Here is a 21,325-nt window from a genome sequence, read left to right as displayed (position 1 = left end):
AGGGAATGTATGGCGATTACAACAGATCTTTTTTTTCATGGCAATACGAAGAAAGCTGCATTTTTTGAAGGATGGTATTTCAAACATCAAATTGGGGATGAGGTGTATGCATTTATTCCGGGGCTATCGATTGAATCGGATGGAAGAAAACAGCCATTTATTCAAGTGATCAGCCATGAAGGCTCTCATTATTTTCCTTTTAGTGAAGCGGAATTTTCAGCTGCTGAAGATCAGTTATTAATTAAGATCGGGGAGAATCACTTTAGCGAACAGGGAATTTCGTTATCATTAGAGAGTGCGGAATTATCAGTTAAAGGCACATTGACCTACGGTGCCTTTCATCCAATATCTCGGAGTCGCTATGCCCCAAGTATTATGGGGCCATTTTCCTACCTTTCATTTATGGAATGCTACCATGGTATTTTAAGTATGGCTCATAGCCTCTCGGGAACTTTGCTATGGAATGAGCAGTCACTTGATTTCTCTGAAGGAATCGGGTATCTCGAAAAAGACTGGGGAACATCGTTTCCCGCTGCCTATCTTTGGGCGCAATGCAATCAATTTGAAGCGCCTGATGTCCGATTCTTTTTCTCAGCAGCAGACATTCCTTTTTTAGGAACGGCTTTTTTAGGGATTATTTCAGTCTTACAAATAGGGGATAAAGAATATCGCTTGGCAACGTATTATGGTGCCCGCTTAGATTCTGTGACTCGCAAACAAGGTCGATTAGTGATTATTGTTAGGCAAAAAGGGCTTGAACTAACGATTGAAGTTGCAGAAAAAGAGGGCCATTCCTTGATGGCACCAACGGATGGTGTGATGAATCGAATTATTCGGGAAAGTGCCAGTACGGAGATTTTGCTGACGTTGATTGAAAATGGTCAGACGATTTTCCGACAAACGGGTTTCTCTGCCGGTTTTGAAGAATCCGGCATCGTTCGTGGATATACCTATTAAGAATAAAGAGTGAATCCGCTGACATCATGTCAGCGGATTTTGCTATAATGGAATTATCCTAATTTTGGAGGCGGGTAAATGAAAATAAAAAAAGAGTCGTTGTTTGAGTTGAAGAGTGTGGCACAGCCAGTAGCTGCTGGTGAGCGCATATTCTATCTTGAGAATACAATCAATGAGGAAAAGAATTGCTATGAATCGGAGATATTCAGTGTTGATCGAGAGACAAAAGAAAGGCAGGTATGGGGCAACCAATTAAAAAATAGTACCGAGCTAAAAGTTTCTCCCGATGAAAAATGGCTGAGCTTTCTGTCGACAGAGAAAGAAACAGAAAAAAATCAACTAATGATTATGCCGTTAAACGGTGGACGAGCTTCTGTCTTAGTAGCAGAGCAGGGAATCAGCAATTATTTTTGGACAGACGATGCTACAGCGGTCTATTATCAAGTCTCAGCAGATAAATCAAAAGAACGAGTGGATGACTCTGAGAAAAAATACGATACGTCAAAAGAAAAAGCTGCTGAAAACGATTTTCCTAAAATAAAAATGACGACCAAATTAGGCTATCAAGCAGATGGTGCGGGCTTTTTATCTGAGAAAATCACGCGAGTAAAGAAAGTCTTATTAACGACGAAAGAATCAGCAACTATTTTTGAAACAGATCTGGAAATCCATCTTGAAGCAATCATGGAAAAAGAGCAAGGTCTACTCTATACCGCAGAGACGAAACCCGAACGAGAATGGCATTATGGAAGTATGCTGTATGCGTATGATCTGACAACGAATCAGCATCACTCATTTGAATCTGATCTGCCTGAAGGGACTTATTCTTTTGCTGCTTTATCTGGCAACCAATTGCTGCTTTTGGGGAATGACCTAACCTATGGATTTGTTACCCAGGAAGATCTTTATCTCATGGACCTTGAAACAAAGGAAGTAGTCAACCTCTCAAATGAACAAGACCTTGCCATCGGCAATACGATCATCGGTGATTTTCAACAAAAAAATCGTGGTGTTTCAGTAACCTGGATCAACAAACAACAGTTTATTGTACCAGTGACTACTCATGGAAAATTGCAATTGTACCGTGTCGATACGAAAGGACAATGGACATTACTATTTGACCAATTAATGGATATCACTGATGCAGCAAAGATTGATGAAACCCACTTAGCAATCACTTATTCGACACCAACGATCCCAAGTCGACTAGCGGTGCTTGACTTAACTAGTGGCGAGCTAGAACTAGTAGCTGATCCGAATGAAGCTCTGATGAATGACCTGTCGATCAGTGAACCGCAGCGTTTTTGGTATGAGGGAGCAGATGGTTGGCAAATCCAAGGATGGTATCTACCACCGATCGAGACCAGTCAAGAGCACCCTGCGATTTTATATATTCACGGTGGACCGCAAGTTTGCTATGGGGAGACGTTCTTTCACGAAATGCAAGTTCATGCAGCCAATGGTTACGGAGTGATTTTGCTGAATCCTCGCGGTGGGCAAGGCTATGGTCAGGAGTTTGTTCGCTCGATCCTAGGAGATTATGGCAATAAAGATTACCAAGACTTGCTCTTAGGTGTGGAGGACGTGCTTAATCATCATCCAGAGATCGATCCCCAAAAAATTCATGTCGTTGGCGGTAGTTATGGGGGCTTTATGACCAATTGGATCGTAGGGCACACGGATCGTTTCTGCTCTGCCGTCACACAGCGGTCGATCTCCAATTGGATCAGTTTCTATGGAACCAGCGACATTGGACCATTTTTCGTAAAATATCAGTTGCTGCATGACCTAGATGAGTCTAAGACACTCTGGGAAATGTCACCATTAGCGTATGCAGATCATGTCAGCACACCAACGCTTGTTTTACATGGCGAAAATGATCTGCGTTGTCCGCAAGAACAGGGGCAACAATTTTATACGGCATTAAAACGGAATGACATTGACACGAAATTGATCCTCTTTCCGCATTCTAGTCATGGCCTTTCTCGTAGCGGATTGCCCAATCTACGTCTTGAACGGTTGTCGGCTATCACGGAATGGATGAAGACACACGAATAATAAAAAACAAGATACCAGTAAAGTATTGGATAATTACTAGAACAATTTTTAAGAAGTTGTTCTAAAATACCAGCTTGCGGGTATCTTATTTTTTTTGTTAAAACAAAGTTTTTAAAGAGAGAAACAGCTATTTTTATTTCTGGTATTTTATTAAGTAGAATTTTTTTCAGAAACGATCAACGACTCATATGAAACATCTTTCATTTATAAAATAACAAAAATATAAAAAACTTCTTGAATCTTCTACTTTTCTATGATAAGGTTTAAAACGTAATCGTTACGTTTTGTTTTTGAAGAGATTTTTGGAAGGAGTTTGAGGATGCGAAATAATATTATATTGGAATGTGTAGAAACCGGAGAACGACTCTATCTGACTAGCAAAAATCAGCGCAACACACCCTATCGATTGGAATTAAAAAAATATTCACCAAAACTACGGCGAAAAGCAATTTTTCGTGAAATAAAGAAGTGAGTAAAGAATACAGATGAATCTTAAAGAGAGAAGTAGGACGATAAAGGAGGAAAAATGATTGGAAAAAACAGATCTGGCAAGTGCTTATCGCCGCTTGAAAAGTCCAAATATCAAGACTCGCAAGCGTGCGCTAAAAATTATCCATGAATACAAGCGGAACAAGAAAAAAATTAGCTAACGAAACTATTTTTCCAAGAAAGGATTAAAAAATGGCAGTACCAGCTAGAAAAACTTCAAAGGTAAAGAAAAACCGGCGGCGGAGAAATCAACAATTGAAGAAGCCAGCCATTCATTTTGACAGTACCAGTGGGAATTATACACGAAGTCACCATGTGTCATTAAAGGAATATCTTTTGAAGAAACCGATCATAACGAAAGCAAATGACTGAAAGGAAGTAGAGAATAATGATGATCCAATATCCATCATTGGTTGAAGAGGCTTATTGCTACCAAAAGAAAGTTGATCCGACAGTCACTAAAGCAGAAATTTTTCAGCTGTTATATCACAAAGGATTGATTGGGCCAAAGGGTGAACCAACCAAAGAAGCATTAGATTCAGGTTACGTAAAGGATTATACAGAGTCCATGGACCTGACATACACCGACTTCTTGATTCTTTATCCAGTATTTGCCAGGTTTTCGGCTGACCATTTCAAAAAGATCGACCATTTCTGGGAAATGGATCGAACACTGCAAGAAAGGATTTTAGGTGAAGTAGAAATGAATCAGTTTACAGAGGATGAATTGATTGATTTATCGGCTTATTTTGAAGACCGTAGATTATCAGAACCAACTATCGAATAGAAAGATCAATTGAAAAAAGCTTTTTTTCAATAGAAGATATGCAAATACTTTAACAAAAAAACGGTGTTGTTTTCCATCCGAAAAATAGCCCTTCCTACTTTCGTTTTTCTTTTGGAGATATTAAAACTGGGAAAAACAAAGCAAATCAATTTGGTTTTTAAATAGAAGTTGCTACAATAAGATTCAGGAGGGGAAGTACAATGAAAAAAATTGAAGATGTGAAAGAAACTGAGGTGCTTGCCAAAGCCTATATCGCTGTAAAAGGGTATCAAGACCAAATCAATGTTTCAGGGGATGAAGTAAGTTTTTCCGGAGAAGTCGACAGTGGTAAGCATGATGGGGTACCAAGCAAATTACCCGATACAGAAGATGAAATCAAACAAGCAATCGATCAAATGATTGAAACCATTAAAAAAGAAACGATTTAAGTCGCCACAGCTGACAATGATGCAAAAACAGGAAGCATCCATTGAAACGCATGATGAGCACAACCAATCATTTATGATTTTAATTGTATTCAATAAAAAGGCATTGGCAAAATCAGGTGATTTTTGCCAATGCCTTTTTATTCAATTATTGAAATCAGCAAAGGACATAACTAGACGACTAGCTGTTTTAAAGAAAAAACAGTAAAAAAAGAAAGAGGTGATACGAATGAGGCTGCTAGATTCTTTTATTCGTTTATTAAAACCCTTTGATTACCTCCTCTTTGCTGCATTGATTGTAGGATCTTTTCTGCCATTCTTTTTCTCTGCACAAGCTACGGAGAATACAGGTGATCGTTACGCGATCGTTCGAATCAACGGGCAAGAGGTTGACCGATTCAATCTCGAACAAAGTGAATCATTGACAAAAACGTATGCTCCGTCTAGAAAACAATATAATATTATCGAAATAAATAACGGGAAAATTCGCGTGAAAGAAGACAATAGTCCAGACCAGATTGCTGTTAAAACTGGCTGGATCTCTCAAAATGGACAAACCAGTATTTGTTTACCTCATAAATTAGTGATCGAGATCTATCAGGCAGGAAGCGATGACTATTATATTTACTGATTGAGACCGTCTGGATTGAATAGTATTTATCGTAGAAGCAGTTGAAAAGTGCTCTTGCCAGTCATTCTAAACAAGAGTTAATTCTGCCTTTTTGAATGATCAGCAACTCGTCTTTGTTCTTCTAAAAAATAGTTGAATGTTTCGTCATTGTTTCCGGTAATATCGATGGTGCCTCTATTGATTTTAACGAGTGCACCATTCGCACCGCCGGATCCGGTATCGACCATGGGGTGCCACCCTTTATGAGGATCTTTTCCTCTTTCACGTAATTCAAAGTTCTTTTTTCTTAAAATCAGTTTTTTTTGCTCTTTTTTCTTTTGGTGATTTTCAATGGAGTTCTTGATGATTTTCATGAGAATACGCCCTTTCACGATGTGTTGTCGGCCTTTTGATCCTATATAGCTTTATTGTAATGTTTTTTTGCTTTAAATACAATAAAACACCTTCTCAATTCAGTTGAGAAGGTGTTTTGCCTTTTACGATGCATCAATAGATTTTTTTTGTAAAATATTTCAAAATCAGTGGGGAGATCAGTGTGCTCAATAAAACCACAATTACTAAGGGTGAATAAAGAGCAGGTGTGATCAAGTTATTTTGTTGTCCGATTTGTAAAATGATCAGAGCCATTTCGCCGCGAGATATCATCCCTGCACCAACCATCCAAGCACTATTGTTGGAGAACTGAGCGATTTTTCCGCCAGCAAAGCCTCCGACAAGTTTAGTCAAAATAGCTACTACCGTAAAGGCTAAGATAAAGAGTAATTGCTCATTCAACAAAGAAAAGTCTACTTCTAAGCCGACACTAACAAAGAATACTGGAATAAACACGGCATATCCCAATGCTTCTACACTGTGTTCCACTTCTTCTTTGACTTTTGTTTGGCTAACAGCGATCCCGGCAAAGAAAGCACCAATCACAGAGCTCAAACCGACTAAGTCAGCAAGATAAGCCATACCTAAACAGATGATCAGAGACATGATGATGACTGAGGCATTGGCAAAGAGCTTTTCTGCTAAAGAAAGTAAGAACGGCGCAATCCATTTAACAAGTAAGAAGATCAAAACAAAATAAATAAGTTCTACAAATAGTGTGACAGGCAAAGGGGTGCTTTGCGTACCCGAACCTCCCAAAAAGGAAAGGCTGAGGCTCAATACCAAAACGACCAAAATATCGTCGACAACTGAGGCGCCTAGAATCGTCGAACCCTCTTTGGTATTAACAACATTTAGTTCTTTGAGTACCTCGACAGAGATACTGACAGAAGTTGCTGCTAGAACAATACCAAAAAAGAAGGCTTCCGTTCCGCTGCTTTGAAATCCTATACCTGTGAGATAGCCGAATAACATCGGGAAGAGGATCCCCAAGATCGCTACAAACATTCCAGGGCGAAAATAGCGTTTCAGTAAAGAAATATCACTTTCTAAACCAGCTAAAAACATTAGCAAAATAACACCGATCTCAGAGAAATCGTGTACTAAAATGTCTGGATGTACCCAATTAAGTCCTGCACCTCCTAATAAAACACCAGCCAACAATTGCCCAATTACAGCAGGGACGCCCATCCGTCTTGCTATATGAGAGAAAAGAGTTGTTGTGAGGAGGATTAGGCATAAGATACCCACAAATTCCATTAAATTCATCCTTCTTTCTTTCAAATAATCATTTTTAGTATAGCATGTAACCAACAATCTTGGTGTAAGTAAGCATTGTTTGCTGATTTTCAAGTTGAAAGAGAAGAAAAATTGATCAAAGGCAGCAGAGGGTTCTTTTTATAACACTCTGCTGCCTGTCAAAAATGATTTTGTTTTAGTTTTTTTGTCAGTGGTCATTTAACCAGGTATTTAAACGGGAAAAAACCATTTGGACTTGGTCATCATCTGTTTCTTTCAGGAAGTCATGCGGCAGGTCATAAACAGCTATAAATTTACTATCTGGAATTTTCTTTAATGCCTTACTATAGCGAAATGGAACTTCTTCATCGGTACTGCTGGCTGTACTAAAAACAGGAGGAAAGAGTTGTAGCTCTTCCGCTGGGAGCGCATAATCCGTCAACTGATTGGAGGAAATGCCATATACCTCAGTCAATTTTTGTTGCTGAAGTGCATAAATATAAAAGAGATAACGCTGAAACTGGGGATCATCCCATACTTTCTCTGTTAACTCGATTTTTGGCAGAAGGGACTCAGACAATGGTGGTTGAGTTGTCTGACGAGAAGTTTCAATGAAAGCTAAGTCTGTATAGCCATAAAAGTTAATTAGGCTTTCGGGCATTGGCAGTTTTTCAGCAAAAATTTTTTTCGTCAGTGCCATCATCAAATACCCTCCCGCTGAACGACCGCAGATTCGATAAGGGTGCTCCTTGATTACTTTCGCTTTTAATTCCAAGAAATTCTCCCAGGTAGCGGCAATAATTTCAGAAAGTGAACTGTTTGGTGCCAACAAATAGTCCATAGATAGGATCGTATAGTTGTGTTCATGAAACAATTCGATCAATGGTTTGGGAATATCCTGCCGACTGCCGTAAACGAATCCGCCACCATGCAAGTAAATCAGATAGCTCTCTTGCTCAATGGAATCAGCAGGGTAAAGACTAACTGAGGCACCGGTAGATAATAAAAAGTCTGTTTTCATTTATAAACGACTCCTTTTCTTCAATTCTAATAAATACGTACCGATTTCATAATTGACCAATTGGATAGGATTTGTCAAATCAATCTCCAGCAACTGCTCGATTTTGTTGAGACGATAGCGAATCGTTTTCGAATGCAGAAAAAGAGCCTCGGCAGTTTTCTTGTAATTGCGGTTGCTGATAAAAAAAGTATAGAAAGTAGCGAATAATTCCTCGTCTTCTTCTGACATTTGGTACAACTTTGGGGGAATGCTTTGCTGCAGTCGTTCCAACTGATTTTCTTTGATAAAGGAGCTAAAGATTCCTAAATCACTGTAAGTTAAGATCGGTCCTAGATAGAACTGGCGGTTGAAGCGAATGGCATCGAGACATTGGGGCAAGATTTCCTTGATATGTTCTTTAGTGAAGACTTCGCTGACTGCTAAGCAAGCAGATTCTTCTGATAAGAGAGAGACTTCAAATTGTTTTTCCAAGTTCTTTTTACTAATTTCTTGGGCTAGCTGCTGAAAATTATACAGGACGACTAAATAATTATGATGCTCAAAAAACACATGGGCAGTTTTCAATGCCCGTAATTTGTGCAGGACAGCTATTTTTCTTTGCTTATCTTTAAAGGTATTGGAGGCAAAAGCAATTCCTTGGTAGTAATCATAACGATCTAATTGTGCCTCTTGCAGCAATGCAGCTAATTCTTCGGAATTATTCGGTGTACTTTGCAAAATGGCTTCGGCCAGATTGTTCATCCGATTGTAGCGCTCTTTTTTTAGAAGATATTCCATTTGCAGCCGTTCGTAAATAACGTCTACGACATTCTCGATAATCATGACCTTTGCTTCGGGGATCTGAGAATCTTTTTGATAAACGATCAATGTACATAAGTCATTGAATGGGTTGATGATATCCACTTTGATTGCAGTGACATACTGATTGTTCTCATGAGAAAAAAGCTCTAGATATTCATAATGATTTTTTGTGAATTCGATGGTTTTCATTGGTTCACTCTTTGTGACTACATAATTCTTAAAGGATTGACCGATCGCAACTTGAACATCCAAATGGGGGATCCGTAATGAACAAGGTTTTTCGATCAACTGATAAAACTCTTGCATGATCTGCTCAAAGGACGAATGGTTGCGTTCAACCTTCATGAAACGCTGACGGACCTCATAGTAGGTTCGCAAGAGATGTGTTTGGTGATTCAAAAGCGGTTCATAAACAGCCAACATGATTGCTTCGTAACTAACATCTTGCTGTACTTTGATCAATGGGATCTGATAATCAAAACTAAGACCAATGATCCATTCAGGAATCATTGGAATCAGGCGATCGACTTTGACGACTAACCCACTGACCCCAATCTGCTGCATCTTTTCAAAAAAAACACGCAACTGATCCATAGAAAGATCCGTGAAGGCATAGAATGAAGTCAAGATCAACTGATCTTTCTTACTCCATTTTTCAATATCGATGGCTTCAAGCACCATGACAGAGGCCACCGGATTTGTTAAACCAATCGTGCCAGTCAGTGTCTTGCTATCTTTGAAAAGCGGCAGCTCAATCAATTCTTTTAATTGCATAAGATTCTCCTTTTTCCCCTTTTGGATAAAAAGTATAGCATTTTTTTAGACTTTTATCCAATGAAAACGCAAACAAGTCGCGTTGGAATAAAAATATAAGAAAAGGAGGAGAACAAATGTTAAACACAGTGATCTTAAAGAACAACTATCAAGATTCGATCAATCTCATGTTGTTGACGAATACGATCAATGATCTTGATGGCGTGACAATGAGTCAGATCATGATGGGGACAGATGCAAACAAAGATATTTTAAATAACACTGACTTGCTGACGCCTGAAGCAGAAGCTGCTTCCCCGAATGACATGATGATCGTTGTCGACAGTGAAGACGAGCAAATCATGGAGGAAGTTTTACCGGCGATCGATACCTTTCTAGCTGATCTTTCCGCTAAAGGTGACGACAAAGAGAAACCTGCTGCAGCTTCTTGGCAAGAAGCACTGACTGCTTTGCCGGATGCCAATGTGGCGTTGTTCAGTATTCCGGGAGAATATGGCGCAGCCGAGATGGAAAAGGCTTTGAAGAATGGTCTGCATGTTTTTTCTTTTACGGACAATGTAGCTATTGAAGATGAAGTTCGCTTAAAGAAATTAGCGCATGACAAAGGACTATTAATGATGGGACCAGATTGCGGAACAGGGATTATCTCTAGTATCCCGATTGCCTTCACTAATGTGGTTTCACCTGGAAATATTGGTGTAGTTGGTGCATCAGGGACAGGGATCCAAGAAGTCACAACGATCATCGATCGTCTAGGTGGCGGGGTAGTACATGCAATCGGAACTGGTGGACGTGATCTCAGTGATAAGGTGGGAGCCATCACTGTGAAAGATGCGATCGTCGCTCTGGAAAATCATGAACCAACCGATGTGATTTGTGTCATCTCGAAGCCACCTGCAAAAGAAGTGCGGGATGAAGTCGTTCAATTGCTGCAAAGTATCAGCAAGCCAGTCGTTGCTATTTTCTTAGGAGAAAAACCTGAAGCCCATGAAGGAAAAGTTTACTTGGCACACACATTGGAAGAAACTGCACAAATCGCTGTTGATTTAGCAAATGAAGAAGCTGTCAAACGGAATTATTTTACAAAATTGGACAAACCAAACGTATCCACTTTAGACAAAGACAAAGTTGTTAAAGGCCTTTATTCTGGCGGCACACTAGCTGCTGAAGCGGGCATGTTGATTTCGGAAGCGTTGAACTTAGAAGGTTTAGTCAAGCAAGAAGGATATATTTTGCATTCTCACGGCTACGATGTGATCGATTTAGGCGATGATATTTATACGCAAGGAAAACCTCATCCAATGATCGATCCAGAGGTACGGATTCAAAAAATCGAAGAGTATGCAGAGGATGAACAAACAGGAATTATTTTGTTCGACGTGGTTTTAGGTTACGGTGCACATGAAGATATGGTCGGAGCATTGCTACCTGCCATCGAAGCAGCACAAACAACAGCTAAAACAGCTGGGCGTGATCTTTACTTCGTGGCTACAGTCTGCGGAACCACGAAAGATCCGCAAAATTATCAAGATGCAGTCGATCGCTTGAAAGCAGCGGGGGTTTATGTTGCAGAAAGCAACGCGAAAGCTGTTCAATTAGCACTCTTGTTAAAAGGTGTCGAAATGTCAGAAGCAGATAAAGCGGTGGAAGACTACACGGGGACAACGATTGATGTACCAACGGTTAGTGAGCAAGTGATGGAATTATTGACAACAAAACCGCGAATCATCAATGTCGGCTTACAAAGTTTTAATGAATCGATCTTGCAATATGGTGGACAAACGGAGCAATTTAACTGGCGTCCTAGAGCGAGCGGCAATAAAAAAATGATTCGCATTCTGGATGCACTGGAAGATTTTGAGGATCAAATTGCAGCGGACAACCAAGAAGTGACAGACAAAATCAAGAATGCGCAACCTTTCTTGATCGATGTGGTACCTGCTAAAACAGTCATTGCTGAACTAAATGAGCAGCAAAAAACGTTATTACATGCTGGACCTCCAATCGAGTGGTCAGAAATGACTGGACCGATGCAAGGTTCTTGTATTGGCGCGGCGTTATTTGAACGGTGGGCAACGAATGAAGAAGAAGCACGCCGGTTGTTGGAAAGCGGAGAAGTTCGTTTCATGCCTTGTCATCATGTACAAGCTGTTGGCCCGATGGGTGGAATCACTTCTGCAAACATGCCTGTCTTTGTGGTTGAAAATCGTCTGACAGGAAATCGTGCTTACTGTATTTTGAACGAGGGTATCGGCAAAGTGTTACGTTTTGGTGCTTATTCCCAAGAAGTCATTGATCGCTTGGATTGGATCAAAGATGTTTTAGGACCGACGATCGCTAAAGCATTGCAGTTGACAGAAGAAGGCATCAATTTGAATGTCTTGATCGCGCGTTCGATCACGATGGGGGATGAATTCCACCAACGAAACATTGCGGCCTCATTGAACTTCTTGAAAGAAATTTCGCCACTAATCATTCAAACAGATATTCCGGAAGATCAAAAGTACGAAGTTATCAAGTTCTTAGCAGATACTGATCAATTCTTCTTGAACATCATGATGGCTACCGGTAAGGCCATCGTTGACGGTGCTCGTTCAGAAACAAAAGGGACAGTAGTGACAACGATGACCCGTAACGGTGTCAATTTTGGGATTCGTATCGCAGAAACAGAGGACGAATGGCACATTGCCCCGGTCAATACGCCAAAAGGTCTGTACTTTACCGGCTTTACTGAAGCAGACGGTAATCCTGATATCGGAGACAGCGCCATTACGGAAACCGTCGGTGTTGGGGCAATGGCAATGGTTGCTGCACCAGGCGTGACGCGTTTTGTCGGTGCCGGCGGTTTTGAAGATGCCTTGGAAACATCGAATGAAATGGCAAAAATTTGTCTGGGACACAATTCGACATTTTCGATCCCAACATGGGACTTCCAAGGAACATGTTTAGGAATCGACATTCGAAAAGTAGTCGAAACAGGGATCACACCAGTGATCAATACTGGAATCGCCCACAAAGAAGCTGGAGTAGGACAAGTTGGTGCGGGAACGGTTAGAGCACCTCTAGGCTGTTTTGAAAATGCTCTAACAGCTTATGCGAAGAAACTAGGGATCGACGTTGACTGAAAAAATCATTGCGAGTGATTACCTGTCTCCGATCCAGCAATTTGGAGGAATGGGGAAAATCCATAGTGTATTTGATCGTTCATTTAATATTCAAGTCAATGAACAGTTGATCAACATCAATAATTACCGCAGCTATCTGGCAGGATTTGGGATGTATTTACCTGAAGAACAGTTTCGGGCAATCATGCCTTATGTGGAGCCGGGAAATTTAGTCAAGATACGTAGTCATAGTTTGACATTTTATAGTACCAAAGGAACGATTGTTTTGCCTTTGACAGATGTTGCTTTTGTTTCGCTGCAAGTGAAGGACCTTACCTTCACTGCAGCGGAGCGAAACAGCTTAAAAGAAATACTGACCCAGCAAAATTTAGTAGAAAAAATTGGACTTCCTTTAGAAAAACGAGCCTTAGAAATTTTTGAAGCGTTGCGGCATCCCGAGCCAGATTGGCAGCAAGTGACTGCTTATCTAATTGGCCGAGGGAAGGGATTGACACCTAGCGGAGATGATCTATTGGTTGCTTACCAAGCAATGCTTTATGCCTTTGATCAACCAGCGGAGAAGTTAGCAACTGCTCTAGCGGTTCCTTTGTCTACTACTGATGTCAGTAAAGCCTATATTTCCGCCTCTATCAAAGGTTATGTCAATTCATTGATCTATCGATTATTGACTGATTTGAAAAGCCAAGATCAGCAGCTGATCGAAAAAGATGTAAAGGATGTCATGAAAATCGGCCATTCATCGGGCATTGATCTGTGTTTTGGCATGCTGCTAGCATTGGAATCAATCACTTTAGAATAGAAAAGAGGAGAAATCATGGAATCTATCAACCAGCGACCAGCTGAAAAAGTAAGTAACAATTATTGGAAAAAAGTTGTTGCCATTTTCTTTGTGGGTTGGATCTTAATGTATGCCACAAGGACGATCTTTAATCCAATCATGGGTGTGATCGGAGAACAATTCAATTTAAGCAATACGCAACTAGGTCTAGCAAATAGTATCTTCTTCTTGACCTATGCCATCGCCCAAATTCCTTTTGGGATCGTTGGGGACAAAATCGGTCGAAAGCTAGTCATTGCCATTGGTTTTGTACTGCTGGCCGTGACCACGTATTTCAGTGGATTAGCTACGAGTTTTGTCTTGTTCTTAGTCATTCGCGCACTTGCCGGTATCGGTCAAGGTGCGTATTATGGGCCTCAATACGCGTTATCAACAGAAGCGATTCCAGATAACAAACGAACCGTTGGAAATGCGATTATCAACAGCGGAATGGCTTTTGGGACTTCTGGCGGGTATCTATTGTCAAGTAAACTTGTTTTGGATAATGGCGATCATTGGAGTAAACCATTCTTTATCATGGCGATCCCAACATTGATTCTCGGTATCTTGTTTTACACGGTATTGAAAGAGAAAGTCATCCGTCCTGAAGATGAAGAAAAAGTGGTTAAAGAAGAAGGACCAAAAGAAAAAATCTCTCTTAAACAAATTTTTTCTAATCGTAATTTAGTGGCTGCCTTTATCTTATGTTTTACTAGCATTTATGCAAATTTTGTTATCATTACATGGTTACCACAATTTTTGATCGCAGAACGTGGATTTGAAGGAGCAAGTGTTGGATTTATTGCTTCTCTCGTCCCATGGGCTTCGATTCCTGGTGCCTTGATTTTTGCTCGGTTGAACGACAAAACAGGAGCAACGAAAAAACTGGTGTATTTCTTGGTACCCCTTGCGACACTTTCAGTTTTTGCGATTGCCTTTGTTACAGACCGCACGATATTGATCGCCGTGTTGATTTTGTATGGATTGACGGGCAAGCTTGCTCTTGATCCAATCGTGGTGACATTTGTAACGAAAAATGCACCAGCCGGAGCGTTAGGCACGACGCTTAGTGCCTACAACTTCATCGGAATGTCTGGTTCGATCCTCGCGCCATATGTCACAGGATTTTTAGCAGATTCATTAGGATCAATGCAAGTCGGTTTTTACTTATCGTGTGTGTTGCTGCTGATCGGATTAGGAATATTTGCCGTATTAGCGAAGGAAAATGAGAAGGAGACAGTAAAATGAGTTTAAATGTGATCGCACTAGGCGGAAATGCCATTTTGGATAAAGACCCTAGTGATAGTGGACAAAAAGCGGTAGTTGCTCAAGCAGCCAAATATATTGCTGATTTTGTTGAAAAAGGCGAACAAGTGATTTTGTGTCATGGAAATGGCCCACAAGTCGGTAATTTGCTGCTTCAGCAAAAAGCTGCTGAAAGCGAAAAAAATCCACAGCTGAAATTGGATACCTGTGTTGCGATGACGCAAGGAAGTATCGGCTATTGGTTGCAACATGCACTAACCAATGAATTTGCCCAACGGGGTGTGCCGCAATCCGTGATTTCTTTAATCACACAAGTCAGAGTGGATAAAAACGATCCTTCTTTCCAGAAACCATCGAAACCGATTGGTCCTTTTTATGATAAAGAAGAAGCGGAAGCAGCGATGGCTAAAACCGGGGGTGTCTATCAAGAAGATGCCGGACGGGGCTACCGAAAAGTGGTTCCTTCTCCGATGCCACAAGAAATCGTCGAAAAAGACGTGATCAAGACCCTAGTCGATGCCGGGGTAATCACGATTTGTGCTGGAGGTGGTGGGGTACCTGTTTATCAAGAAAATCAGCACTATGTTGGCGTGGAAGCAGTCAATGACAAAGATTTTGCAGCCAAGGTTTTGGCAGACAATGTCCAAGCAGATCGTCTGATTATTTTAACGGGTGTTGATAATATCTACATTAACTACAATCAACCAGACCAACAAGCTCTCAAAGAAATCACTGTCGAGCAAGCAGAACAGTATATTGAAGAAGGACACTTTGCTGCTGGCAGTATGTTACCGAAGATCCAGGCAGCCATCGGCTTTGTAAACGAGGATGCGTCAAGGACAGCGATCATTACCTCAATTGAAAATTTAGCTGTACTTGATCAACAGGTAGGGACTATACTCCGCAAATAAAGAGGGGATCAAGGTGAAAATAAAAAAAATACCAATGGTCACACAAATCGTTATTGCTGTTTTGTTGGGGATCGTTTTTGGATTGCTGTTTTCACAAGCGGGCGTTCACTTAAAAATCGTTGGCGATATTTTTCTACGGCTCATGCAAATGGCAATACCGGTATTGATCTTAGGGCAAATCATTCAGGCTGTTGGGGGCATTGCCCCCAAAGAATTGACACGGTTAGGTGGGAAAACAATCGCGGTCTTCGGGATTTCCTCCTTACTTGCTGCGGCTTGGGGTGTCGCAATGGCAGTTTTCTTTACCCCTGGTAAAGGGATCGATTTTTCACAAACGGCTGCTGACACTGTCCAAGCGCAAGAAATCTCACCATCGGAGACGCTGATCAATTTTATTCCTACCAATATTTTCGATGCCTTGTCAAAAGGATCGATTATTCAGATCATCGTTTTTGCCCTGTTTTTTGGGATTGCTTTAAATCGTTTTTTGCAAAAGAATCCGCAGTCGCAATTATTAACAATCATTGTTGACTTGAATGAAGTCGTGCTGACGATCATCCGCTATGTCATGATTTTAGCGCCCATCGGGATCTTTGCGCTGATTGCTTCAACGATCAGTTCTTTGGGGTTACAGATCATTTTACCTCTAGGAAAGTATCTTCTAATCTATGGGTTAGCCACACTGACGTTTCTTGCCATATGGATTGTTGCTTTGATGATCTATTGTCGCGTGAATCCATGGCGCTTGATCCAAAATATGAAAAATATGACCATTATGGCATTAGCGACTACCTCGTCCGCCATCACATTACCGGTCGCTATGGAAGAAGCCCAACATAAGCTGGGATTAAGCAGCCGTATCGCAAATCTAGTCTTACCACTAGGAATGTCTTTAAATAGTAATGGTTCTGCGATGCATATGGCGATCACAGTGATGACGATTGCCCAGATGTATCAAATGCCTTTTGATTTGATCCAAATGATTACAGTGGCTGTCACTGCAACATTCGTGTCCTTGGCGAATGCAGTTGTTCCGGGAGCTGGCCTCGTTTCACTGGCGATTGTCGTCCCTCAATTAGGACTCCCAATCGAGAGTATCGCGATTTTTGCTGGTGTAGAATGGTTTGTCGGTATGCTGCGAACGATTTTGAATGTCAATTCAGATGTTTATTCTGCGATGATCATTGCGAAATCTGCGGATGAATTGGACTATCAGATATTTAATCAATAAGAGAAAGGAGAAGTCGCTGTTGTCACTATCAGGTACTTCTCCTTTATTGTTAAAGGAGGATTCACGATGGAAGAACTAGTCACTCTTTCTATTACTCAATTGGAAGAATTGATGAAGAAAAAACTGATCGCTGCTGGGTTGCCGCAAGAAGCTGCCAGCGAAACGGCGAAACATTTAGCTATTGCAGATGCAACAGGTGTCCATTCCCACGGTGCTGTACGCATGGACTATTATGCCGAAAGGATCGCTAAAGGCGGAATCACATTGGCGCCCAAATTATCTTTTGAGAAAACCGGCCCTGCTACAGGGATTTTTCATGGCGACAATGGCATGGGACAATACGTCTGTAATGAAGCGATGAAGATTGCGATCCATCTTGCCAAAGAAGCTGGAATTGCCTATGTCGGTGTCGAACAAACCAGTCATAGTGGTACCATGGCTTATTATGTCAAAAAAGCGGCAGAAGAAGAGTTGATCGCATTAGCGATGTGTCAATCAGATCCAATGGCAGTTCCCTTTGGCGGTACCCGCAATTACTTTGGCACGAACCCAATTGCATTTGCTGCGCCACGAGCGGGACATGAACCCATTGTTTTTGATATGGCTACCACCGTTCAAGCGTGGGGCAAAATACTCGATGCCCGAGCCAAAAATCAGCCGATCCCAGAAAATTGGGCAGTGGACGAGACAGGACAACCAACCACAGATCCTACGGCCGTTAAAGGATTATTACCGATCGCTGGCGCCAAGGGCTATGGCTTGATGATGATGGTGGATATTTTAGCCGGTTCACTGTTAGGACTGCCTTTCGGGAAACATGTATCTTCTATGTATGCCGATCTCACTGAAAAAAGACGCCTAGGACAAATGTTTCTAGTCATTGATCCCAAACGCTTTACGGATCTTTCGGCATTTAAAGAACAGATGGATCAAATGGTAAATGAATTACATGAAATTCCGCCTGTAGAAGGGCAATCAGAGGTCTATTATCCAGGTGAGATCAGTCAACTACAGTTTGAGAAAGCAAAGCAAGATGGCGTACAGATTCCGCGTTCCATCTACGAGTACTTGATCAGTGAGACCATCCACCAGAATAAGTATGGAGGGCAAGATGCATTTGCGAAGTAGGTGCTGAACTATTTTATAGTGGAAAATAACGAATAGGTATACGTCTTAAAAAGAAGATAAACATACGTATTGAGGATACATATGTTCATCTTCTTTTATTCTGTGCTAGTTATCTTTGGTAGTAGCATTTTTTGCTGAATAACTAAGATAATAAAATCCAGATACGAGAACTGCACCACCTACTATATTTCCTAGATAGACAGGGATAAAATTTAAAACAAACGCTTTCCAAGTAGCTTCTCCTTCAAAGATTGCTGCGGGAATAACAAAGCAGTTAGCGACACTATGCTGGAATCCAATTGCCACGAAAATCATGACTGGAAACCAGATAGATAGAATCTTTCCTGCCGCATCTTTTGCACCGTAGCATAACCACAATGCGAGTCCAACAAACCAGTTACAGCCAATACCGGAAATGAAGGCTTGTGAAAAAGAAGTGTTTAGCTTGTGCTGCGCTATTTTTATGACCTGTTCTCTAAAGACATCAGTATGCGTCAGTCCAACAAAGTAACCAAAAAAATAGGCAACAAAAATTGCTCCAATCATGTTTGTAATTGTAATCAATACCCAGTTGCCTACAAGATTCTGATAAGAAATCCGGTGATCGTAAAAGGCAATTGTTACAGCCATCATGTTTCCAGTGATTAATTCCCCGCCAGCTAGTAAAATGACGATTAATCCAATAGGAAAAATTGCTGATCCTAACAATGTCCCTAATCCGGAAAAGTTTGATGGTATGGGGGCGGATACTCGGATATAAGCTAAATATCCCAAAGAAATCATAGCACCGCCAATAAAGCCTAACAAACATTTTGCTATTAGTGTTTTTTTTGTTTTGTTTGCCCCGTTTTTGATTGCTATTTCAACAATTTCTTCTGGTGCGTACATGGTTCGCTTCCTTTCAGTAGATCACTTAAAAAAGGAAGTGTGACAGAAGTATAAACTAGCCAAAAGGTATCCGTTCTCTATAATGATGAATTGTCTTTCTCTTAAGATTGTGCTGAAGACCGACTTCACCGTAAATAGTATCATGCAGTTCAGATGTTTAGGTTATTAAAAAGTACTCATATCACAGTTCCTGGGAAAAAATAATCCGTGTTTGATTTAATCAAAAAGCGCATTGATTGCGGCATCGATGCTGCTTTGTTCTGCAAGATAAGGGATAGTGATATGATCAGTCCCTTGATTCATTTTGTTATATTCAATGGACGTTTCAATTGCGTGATCATTTCGAGCCCAGCTTCTACGTGCCACTCCGCCCATCGTATCCCAGGCAATCGCTGACTTGATGATCTCGTCCACTTGTTCTGAACCATCTAGTACAAGTCCAAAACCGCCATTGATTGATTTGCCAATTCCGACACCACCACCGTTATGCAGTGCAATCAAAGACATCCCCCTAGCAGCATTTCCGGCGTAGCATTGTGTAGCCATATCGGCACAAACATTACTTCCATCTTTAATATTTGATGTTTCACGGAATGGAGAATCTGTTCCAGAAACATCATGGTGATCACGTCCTAGCATAACAGGACCAATTTTACCTTCTCGAACCAATTCATTAAATTTAAGTGCAATATTCACTCGCCCCATACAGTCTTGGTATAAGATTCGAGCTTGTGTACCAACGACTAATTGATTTTTTTCTGCATCACGAATCCAGTTGTAATTGTCTCGGTCTTGATAACGGCGAGTCGGATCAATCACTTCCATTGCAGCATGATCTGTTGCGACCAAGTCTTCGTGTTTACCGCTTAAGCACACCCAACGAAATGGACCGTAGCCATAATCGAAAAGCATTGGTCCCATGATATCTTCAACATAAGATGGCCAAATGAAGCCATCCTTATCATCAATCCCATTTTTTGAGATTTCTTTAATGCCAGAATCATAGATTGCTTTCATGAAAGAGTTACCATAGTCAAAGAAATAGGTGCCTTTTGCAACAAGCGACTTGATTACATGGTAATGGCGTTTCAATGTTTCATCCACTAGCTGATGGAATTTTTCACTATTTGTGGCTAATAGTTTTGTTCTTTCTTCAAACGTAATGCCAGCAGGGCAGTATCCTCCATTGTACACATTATGACAAGAGGTTTGATCAGATAGTAAATCAACTGGTACATCATTTTGGTCAATGTATTCCAATAAATCGACAATATTGCCGTGATAGGCAATTGAAGTCTTTTCATTTTTATTTAGATAGCTTGTAGCAATGTTTATTGCTTCTTCTGGAGTTTCCGCAAGATTAGAAATCCATCCTTGTTCTAATCTTGTATCGATTCGTGACTTATCCACTTCAGCAATAATTGCCACTGCATTGGCGATTTCTCCAGCCTTACCCTGAGCGCCAGACATCCCACCAAGTCCAGAGGAAACAAACAGTTTTCCAGCTAAATCGCCATCATCTTTAATTCCAAGTTTCAAACGACCAGCATTCAAAAGGGTATTGAACGTGCCATGAACGATTCCTTGAGGACCAATGTACATCCAGCCGCCAGCGGTCATTTGTCCATAATTGGTTACTCCCATTTCTTCGGCAATTTCCCAGTCATCAATATTATCGTATTCCCCAACTAATAATCCATTCGTGATAATCACACGGGGAGCGTCTTTTTTTGATTTGAAAAGGCCCAAAGGGTGACCTGATTCAATCACCAATGTTTGTTCCTCTGTCATGATTTCGAGATATTTTTTAATCAAGTGATACTGCATCCAGTTGGAACAAACCTGACCAGTTTCTCCATAAGTTACAAGTTCGTAGGGATAAAGCGCCACAGCAAAATCAAGGTTATTATCAATCATTACCTGCATTGCTTTTGCGGCAGTACATTTACCTTTATATGCATCAATTGGTTTGCCATAGATTCTTTCTTTAGGATACCACCGATAACCGTAAATACGCCCACGTGTCTTTAACTCTTCTATAAATTCTGGAATCACGATTTCATGATATTTTGGATGAATGTAACGCAATGCATTTTTTAATGCGAGTTCTGTCTGGTCTTTTGTTAAACGGAATCCGCGATCAGGTGCGCGGCGAATGCCTTCTTGAAAAATAGTTTTTTCAGGTAAAAAGTCATCTAACTTAACTGTCATCGCTTGTTCGATGTCTTGTAATTGAATCATTAATATTTCCTCCTCAAGTGTATAATAATGGTGAATGAATAAAATATTCTTAATCGGCTTACGATTCTCAGTATATGTAAGCGGTGTCAACGAAACGTCTATCCGCACAAATAATTTTATTCCAATTTTATGAATGGTTGAGATGCGTCGTTTGACTTCTGTTA

20 protein-coding genes are annotated in these 21,325 nt (G+C 40.7%); 14 read left to right on the top strand and 6 right to left on the bottom strand.

What is annotated here, in order from left to right; translation table 11 throughout:
* Positions 1 to 9 precede the first annotated feature (9 nt).
* From HED61_RS14500 to HED61_RS14465, 8 genes are all read left to right on the top strand, one after another.
* Positions 10 to 957 carry a tocopherol cyclase family protein gene (locus HED61_RS14500; RefSeq protein WP_113849369.1) on the top strand — a complete coding sequence of 316 codons (948 nt, stop codon included), beginning with the start codon at positions 10 to 12 and terminating at the stop codon, positions 955 to 957.
* 78 nt (positions 958 to 1,035) lie between these two features.
* Positions 1,036 to 3,015, top strand: coding sequence for a S9 family peptidase (locus HED61_RS14495; protein ID WP_195957430.1), 1,980 nt, complete (start codon positions 1,036 to 1,038; stop codon positions 3,013 to 3,015).
* Between the two features lie 319 nt (positions 3,016 to 3,334).
* A complete protein-coding gene (gene rpmG / locus HED61_RS14490) occupies positions 3,335 to 3,487 on the top strand; it encodes a 50S ribosomal protein L33 (RefSeq protein ID WP_081132107.1) in 153 nt (50 codons plus the stop codon).
* A gap of 58 nt (positions 3,488 to 3,545) precedes the next feature.
* Complete coding sequence (locus tag HED61_RS14485) at positions 3,546 to 3,665, top strand: putative metal homeostasis protein (RefSeq protein ID WP_021150266.1); 120 nt, start codon at positions 3,546 to 3,548, stop codon at positions 3,663 to 3,665.
* Positions 3,666 to 3,696: 31 nt separating this feature from the next.
* Entirely contained in the window at positions 3,697 to 3,876 is a 180-nt protein-coding gene (gene rpmF / locus HED61_RS14480; RefSeq protein WP_195957431.1) for a 50S ribosomal protein L32, read from the top strand.
* Between the two features lie 16 nt (positions 3,877 to 3,892).
* The gene (locus HED61_RS14475) at positions 3,893 to 4,291 is read left to right on the top strand and encodes a hypothetical protein (protein ID WP_170081569.1); all 399 of its coding nucleotides are present in this window, start codon (positions 3,893 to 3,895) and stop codon (positions 4,289 to 4,291) included.
* Positions 4,292 to 4,491: 200 nt separating this feature from the next.
* A complete protein-coding gene (locus tag HED61_RS14470) occupies positions 4,492 to 4,719 on the top strand; it encodes a hypothetical protein (protein WP_003125702.1) in 228 nt (75 codons plus the stop codon).
* Between the two features lie 226 nt (positions 4,720 to 4,945).
* Positions 4,946 to 5,347 carry a NusG domain II-containing protein gene (locus HED61_RS14465; protein ID WP_219645163.1) on the top strand — a complete coding sequence of 134 codons (402 nt, stop codon included), beginning with the start codon at positions 4,946 to 4,948 and terminating at the stop codon, positions 5,345 to 5,347.
* Positions 5,348 to 5,424: 77 nt separating this feature from the next.
* On the opposite strand, the gene HED61_RS14460 is transcribed toward HED61_RS14465, so the two are convergent.
* From HED61_RS14460 to HED61_RS14445, 4 genes are all read right to left on the bottom strand, one after another.
* Positions 5,425 to 5,700, bottom strand: coding sequence for a hypothetical protein (locus HED61_RS14460; protein ID WP_086269038.1), 276 nt, complete (start codon positions 5,698 to 5,700; stop codon positions 5,425 to 5,427).
* Positions 5,701 to 5,833: 133 nt separating this feature from the next.
* Positions 5,834 to 6,979 (bottom strand): cation:proton antiporter, encoded by a 1,146-nt coding sequence (locus HED61_RS14455; RefSeq protein WP_219645164.1) that lies wholly within the window; start codon positions 6,977 to 6,979, stop codon positions 5,834 to 5,836.
* A gap of 187 nt (positions 6,980 to 7,166) precedes the next feature.
* Positions 7,167 to 7,979 (bottom strand): alpha/beta hydrolase fold domain-containing protein, encoded by an 813-nt coding sequence (locus HED61_RS14450; protein ID WP_003125709.1) that lies wholly within the window; start codon positions 7,977 to 7,979, stop codon positions 7,167 to 7,169.
* Positions 7,980 to 9,554 (bottom strand): PucR family transcriptional regulator, encoded by a 1,575-nt coding sequence (locus tag HED61_RS14445; protein WP_219645165.1) that lies wholly within the window; start codon positions 9,552 to 9,554, stop codon positions 7,980 to 7,982.
* A gap of 116 nt (positions 9,555 to 9,670) precedes the next feature.
* On the opposite strand from HED61_RS14445, the gene fdrA reads away from it, so the two are divergent.
* The 6 genes from fdrA (at position 9,671) to allD (ending at position 18,032) form a co-directional block, all read left to right on the top strand.
* Positions 9,671 to 12,679, top strand: a complete 3,009-nt coding sequence (gene fdrA / locus HED61_RS14440) for a bifunctional FdrA/YlbE family protein (protein ID WP_219645166.1) — start codon at positions 9,671 to 9,673, stop codon at positions 12,677 to 12,679.
* Positions 12,672 to 13,478 (top strand): DUF2877 domain-containing protein, encoded by an 807-nt coding sequence (locus tag HED61_RS14435; RefSeq protein WP_103301026.1) that lies wholly within the window; start codon positions 12,672 to 12,674, stop codon positions 13,476 to 13,478. Before fdrA ends, HED61_RS14435 begins: the two co-directional genes overlap by 8 nt.
* A 15-nt stretch (positions 13,479 to 13,493) precedes the next feature.
* A complete protein-coding gene (locus tag HED61_RS14430) occupies positions 13,494 to 14,744 on the top strand; it encodes an MFS transporter (protein WP_060814492.1) in 1,251 nt (416 codons plus the stop codon).
* On the top strand, positions 14,741 to 15,673 hold the full coding sequence (arcC, locus tag HED61_RS14425) for a carbamate kinase (protein WP_103301024.1): 933 nt from the start codon (positions 14,741 to 14,743) through the stop codon (positions 15,671 to 15,673). Before HED61_RS14430 ends, arcC begins: the two co-directional genes overlap by 4 nt.
* Positions 15,674 to 15,686: 13 nt before the next feature.
* A complete protein-coding gene (locus tag HED61_RS14420) occupies positions 15,687 to 16,904 on the top strand; it encodes a dicarboxylate/amino acid:cation symporter (protein ID WP_219645167.1) in 1,218 nt (405 codons plus the stop codon).
* Between the two features lie 66 nt (positions 16,905 to 16,970).
* The gene (gene allD / locus HED61_RS14415) at positions 16,971 to 18,032 is read left to right on the top strand and encodes an ureidoglycolate dehydrogenase (RefSeq protein ID WP_103301022.1); all 1,062 of its coding nucleotides are present in this window, start codon (positions 16,971 to 16,973) and stop codon (positions 18,030 to 18,032) included.
* Between the two features lie 105 nt (positions 18,033 to 18,137).
* On the opposite strand, the gene HED61_RS14410 is transcribed toward allD, so the two are convergent.
* Positions 18,138 to 18,920 (bottom strand): formate/nitrite transporter family protein, encoded by a 783-nt coding sequence (locus HED61_RS14410; protein ID WP_219645168.1) that lies wholly within the window; start codon positions 18,918 to 18,920, stop codon positions 18,138 to 18,140.
* Between the two features lie 216 nt (positions 18,921 to 19,136).
* Positions 19,137 to 21,161 (bottom strand): urocanate hydratase, encoded by a 2,025-nt coding sequence (locus HED61_RS14405; RefSeq protein ID WP_003125719.1) that lies wholly within the window; start codon positions 21,159 to 21,161, stop codon positions 19,137 to 19,139.
* Positions 21,162 to 21,325: the final 164 nt, after the last annotated feature.

Origin of the sequence: Enterococcus gallinarum (genome assembly GCF_021496385.1) — a bacterium.
Classification (GTDB): Bacteria; Bacillota; Bacilli; order Lactobacillales; family Enterococcaceae; genus Enterococcus_D; species Enterococcus_D gallinarum.
The sequence above is the reverse complement of the archived record's forward strand: the minus strand, read 5'-3'. Positions and strand labels throughout refer to the sequence as shown.

Excerpts from the sequence above, each read along its gene's own strand:
- HED61_RS14500 (WP_113849369.1), top strand. The coding sequence starts at position 10 with ATGGCGATTACAACAGATCTTTTTTTTCATGGCAATACGAAGAAAGCT.
- HED61_RS14495 (WP_195957430.1), top strand. The coding sequence starts at position 1,036 with ATGAAAATAAAAAAAGAGTCGTTGTTTGAGTTGAAGAGTGTGGCACAG.
- rpmG (WP_081132107.1), top strand. The coding sequence starts at position 3,335 with ATGCGAAATAATATTATATTGGAATGTGTAGAAACCGGAGAACGACTC.
- rpmF (WP_195957431.1), top strand. The coding sequence starts at position 3,697 with ATGGCAGTACCAGCTAGAAAAACTTCAAAGGTAAAGAAAAACCGGCGG.
- HED61_RS14475 (WP_170081569.1), top strand. The coding sequence starts at position 3,893 with ATGATGATCCAATATCCATCATTGGTTGAAGAGGCTTATTGCTACCAA.
- HED61_RS14470 (WP_003125702.1), top strand. The coding sequence starts at position 4,492 with ATGAAAAAAATTGAAGATGTGAAAGAAACTGAGGTGCTTGCCAAAGCC.
- HED61_RS14465 (WP_219645163.1), top strand. The coding sequence starts at position 4,946 with ATGAGGCTGCTAGATTCTTTTATTCGTTTATTAAAACCCTTTGATTAC.
- HED61_RS14460 (WP_086269038.1), bottom strand. The coding sequence starts at position 5,700 with ATGAAAATCATCAAGAACTCCATTGAAAATCACCAAAAGAAAAAAGAG.
- HED61_RS14455 (WP_219645164.1), bottom strand. The coding sequence starts at position 6,979 with ATGGAATTTGTGGGTATCTTATGCCTAATCCTCCTCACAACAACTCTT.
- HED61_RS14450 (WP_003125709.1), bottom strand. The coding sequence starts at position 7,979 with ATGAAAACAGACTTTTTATTATCTACCGGTGCCTCAGTTAGTCTTTAC.
- HED61_RS14445 (WP_219645165.1), bottom strand. The coding sequence starts at position 9,554 with ATGCAATTAAAAGAATTGATTGAGCTGCCGCTTTTCAAAGATAGCAAG.
- fdrA (WP_219645166.1), top strand. The coding sequence starts at position 9,671 with ATGTTAAACACAGTGATCTTAAAGAACAACTATCAAGATTCGATCAAT.
- HED61_RS14430 (WP_060814492.1), top strand. The coding sequence starts at position 13,494 with ATGGAATCTATCAACCAGCGACCAGCTGAAAAAGTAAGTAACAATTAT.
- arcC (WP_103301024.1), top strand. The coding sequence starts at position 14,741 with ATGAGTTTAAATGTGATCGCACTAGGCGGAAATGCCATTTTGGATAAA.
- allD (WP_103301022.1), top strand. The coding sequence starts at position 16,971 with ATGGAAGAACTAGTCACTCTTTCTATTACTCAATTGGAAGAATTGATG.
- HED61_RS14410 (WP_219645168.1), bottom strand. The coding sequence starts at position 18,920 with ATGTACGCACCAGAAGAAATTGTTGAAATAGCAATCAAAAACGGGGCA.
- HED61_RS14405 (WP_003125719.1), bottom strand. The coding sequence starts at position 21,161 with ATGATTCAATTACAAGACATCGAACAAGCGATGACAGTTAAGTTAGAT.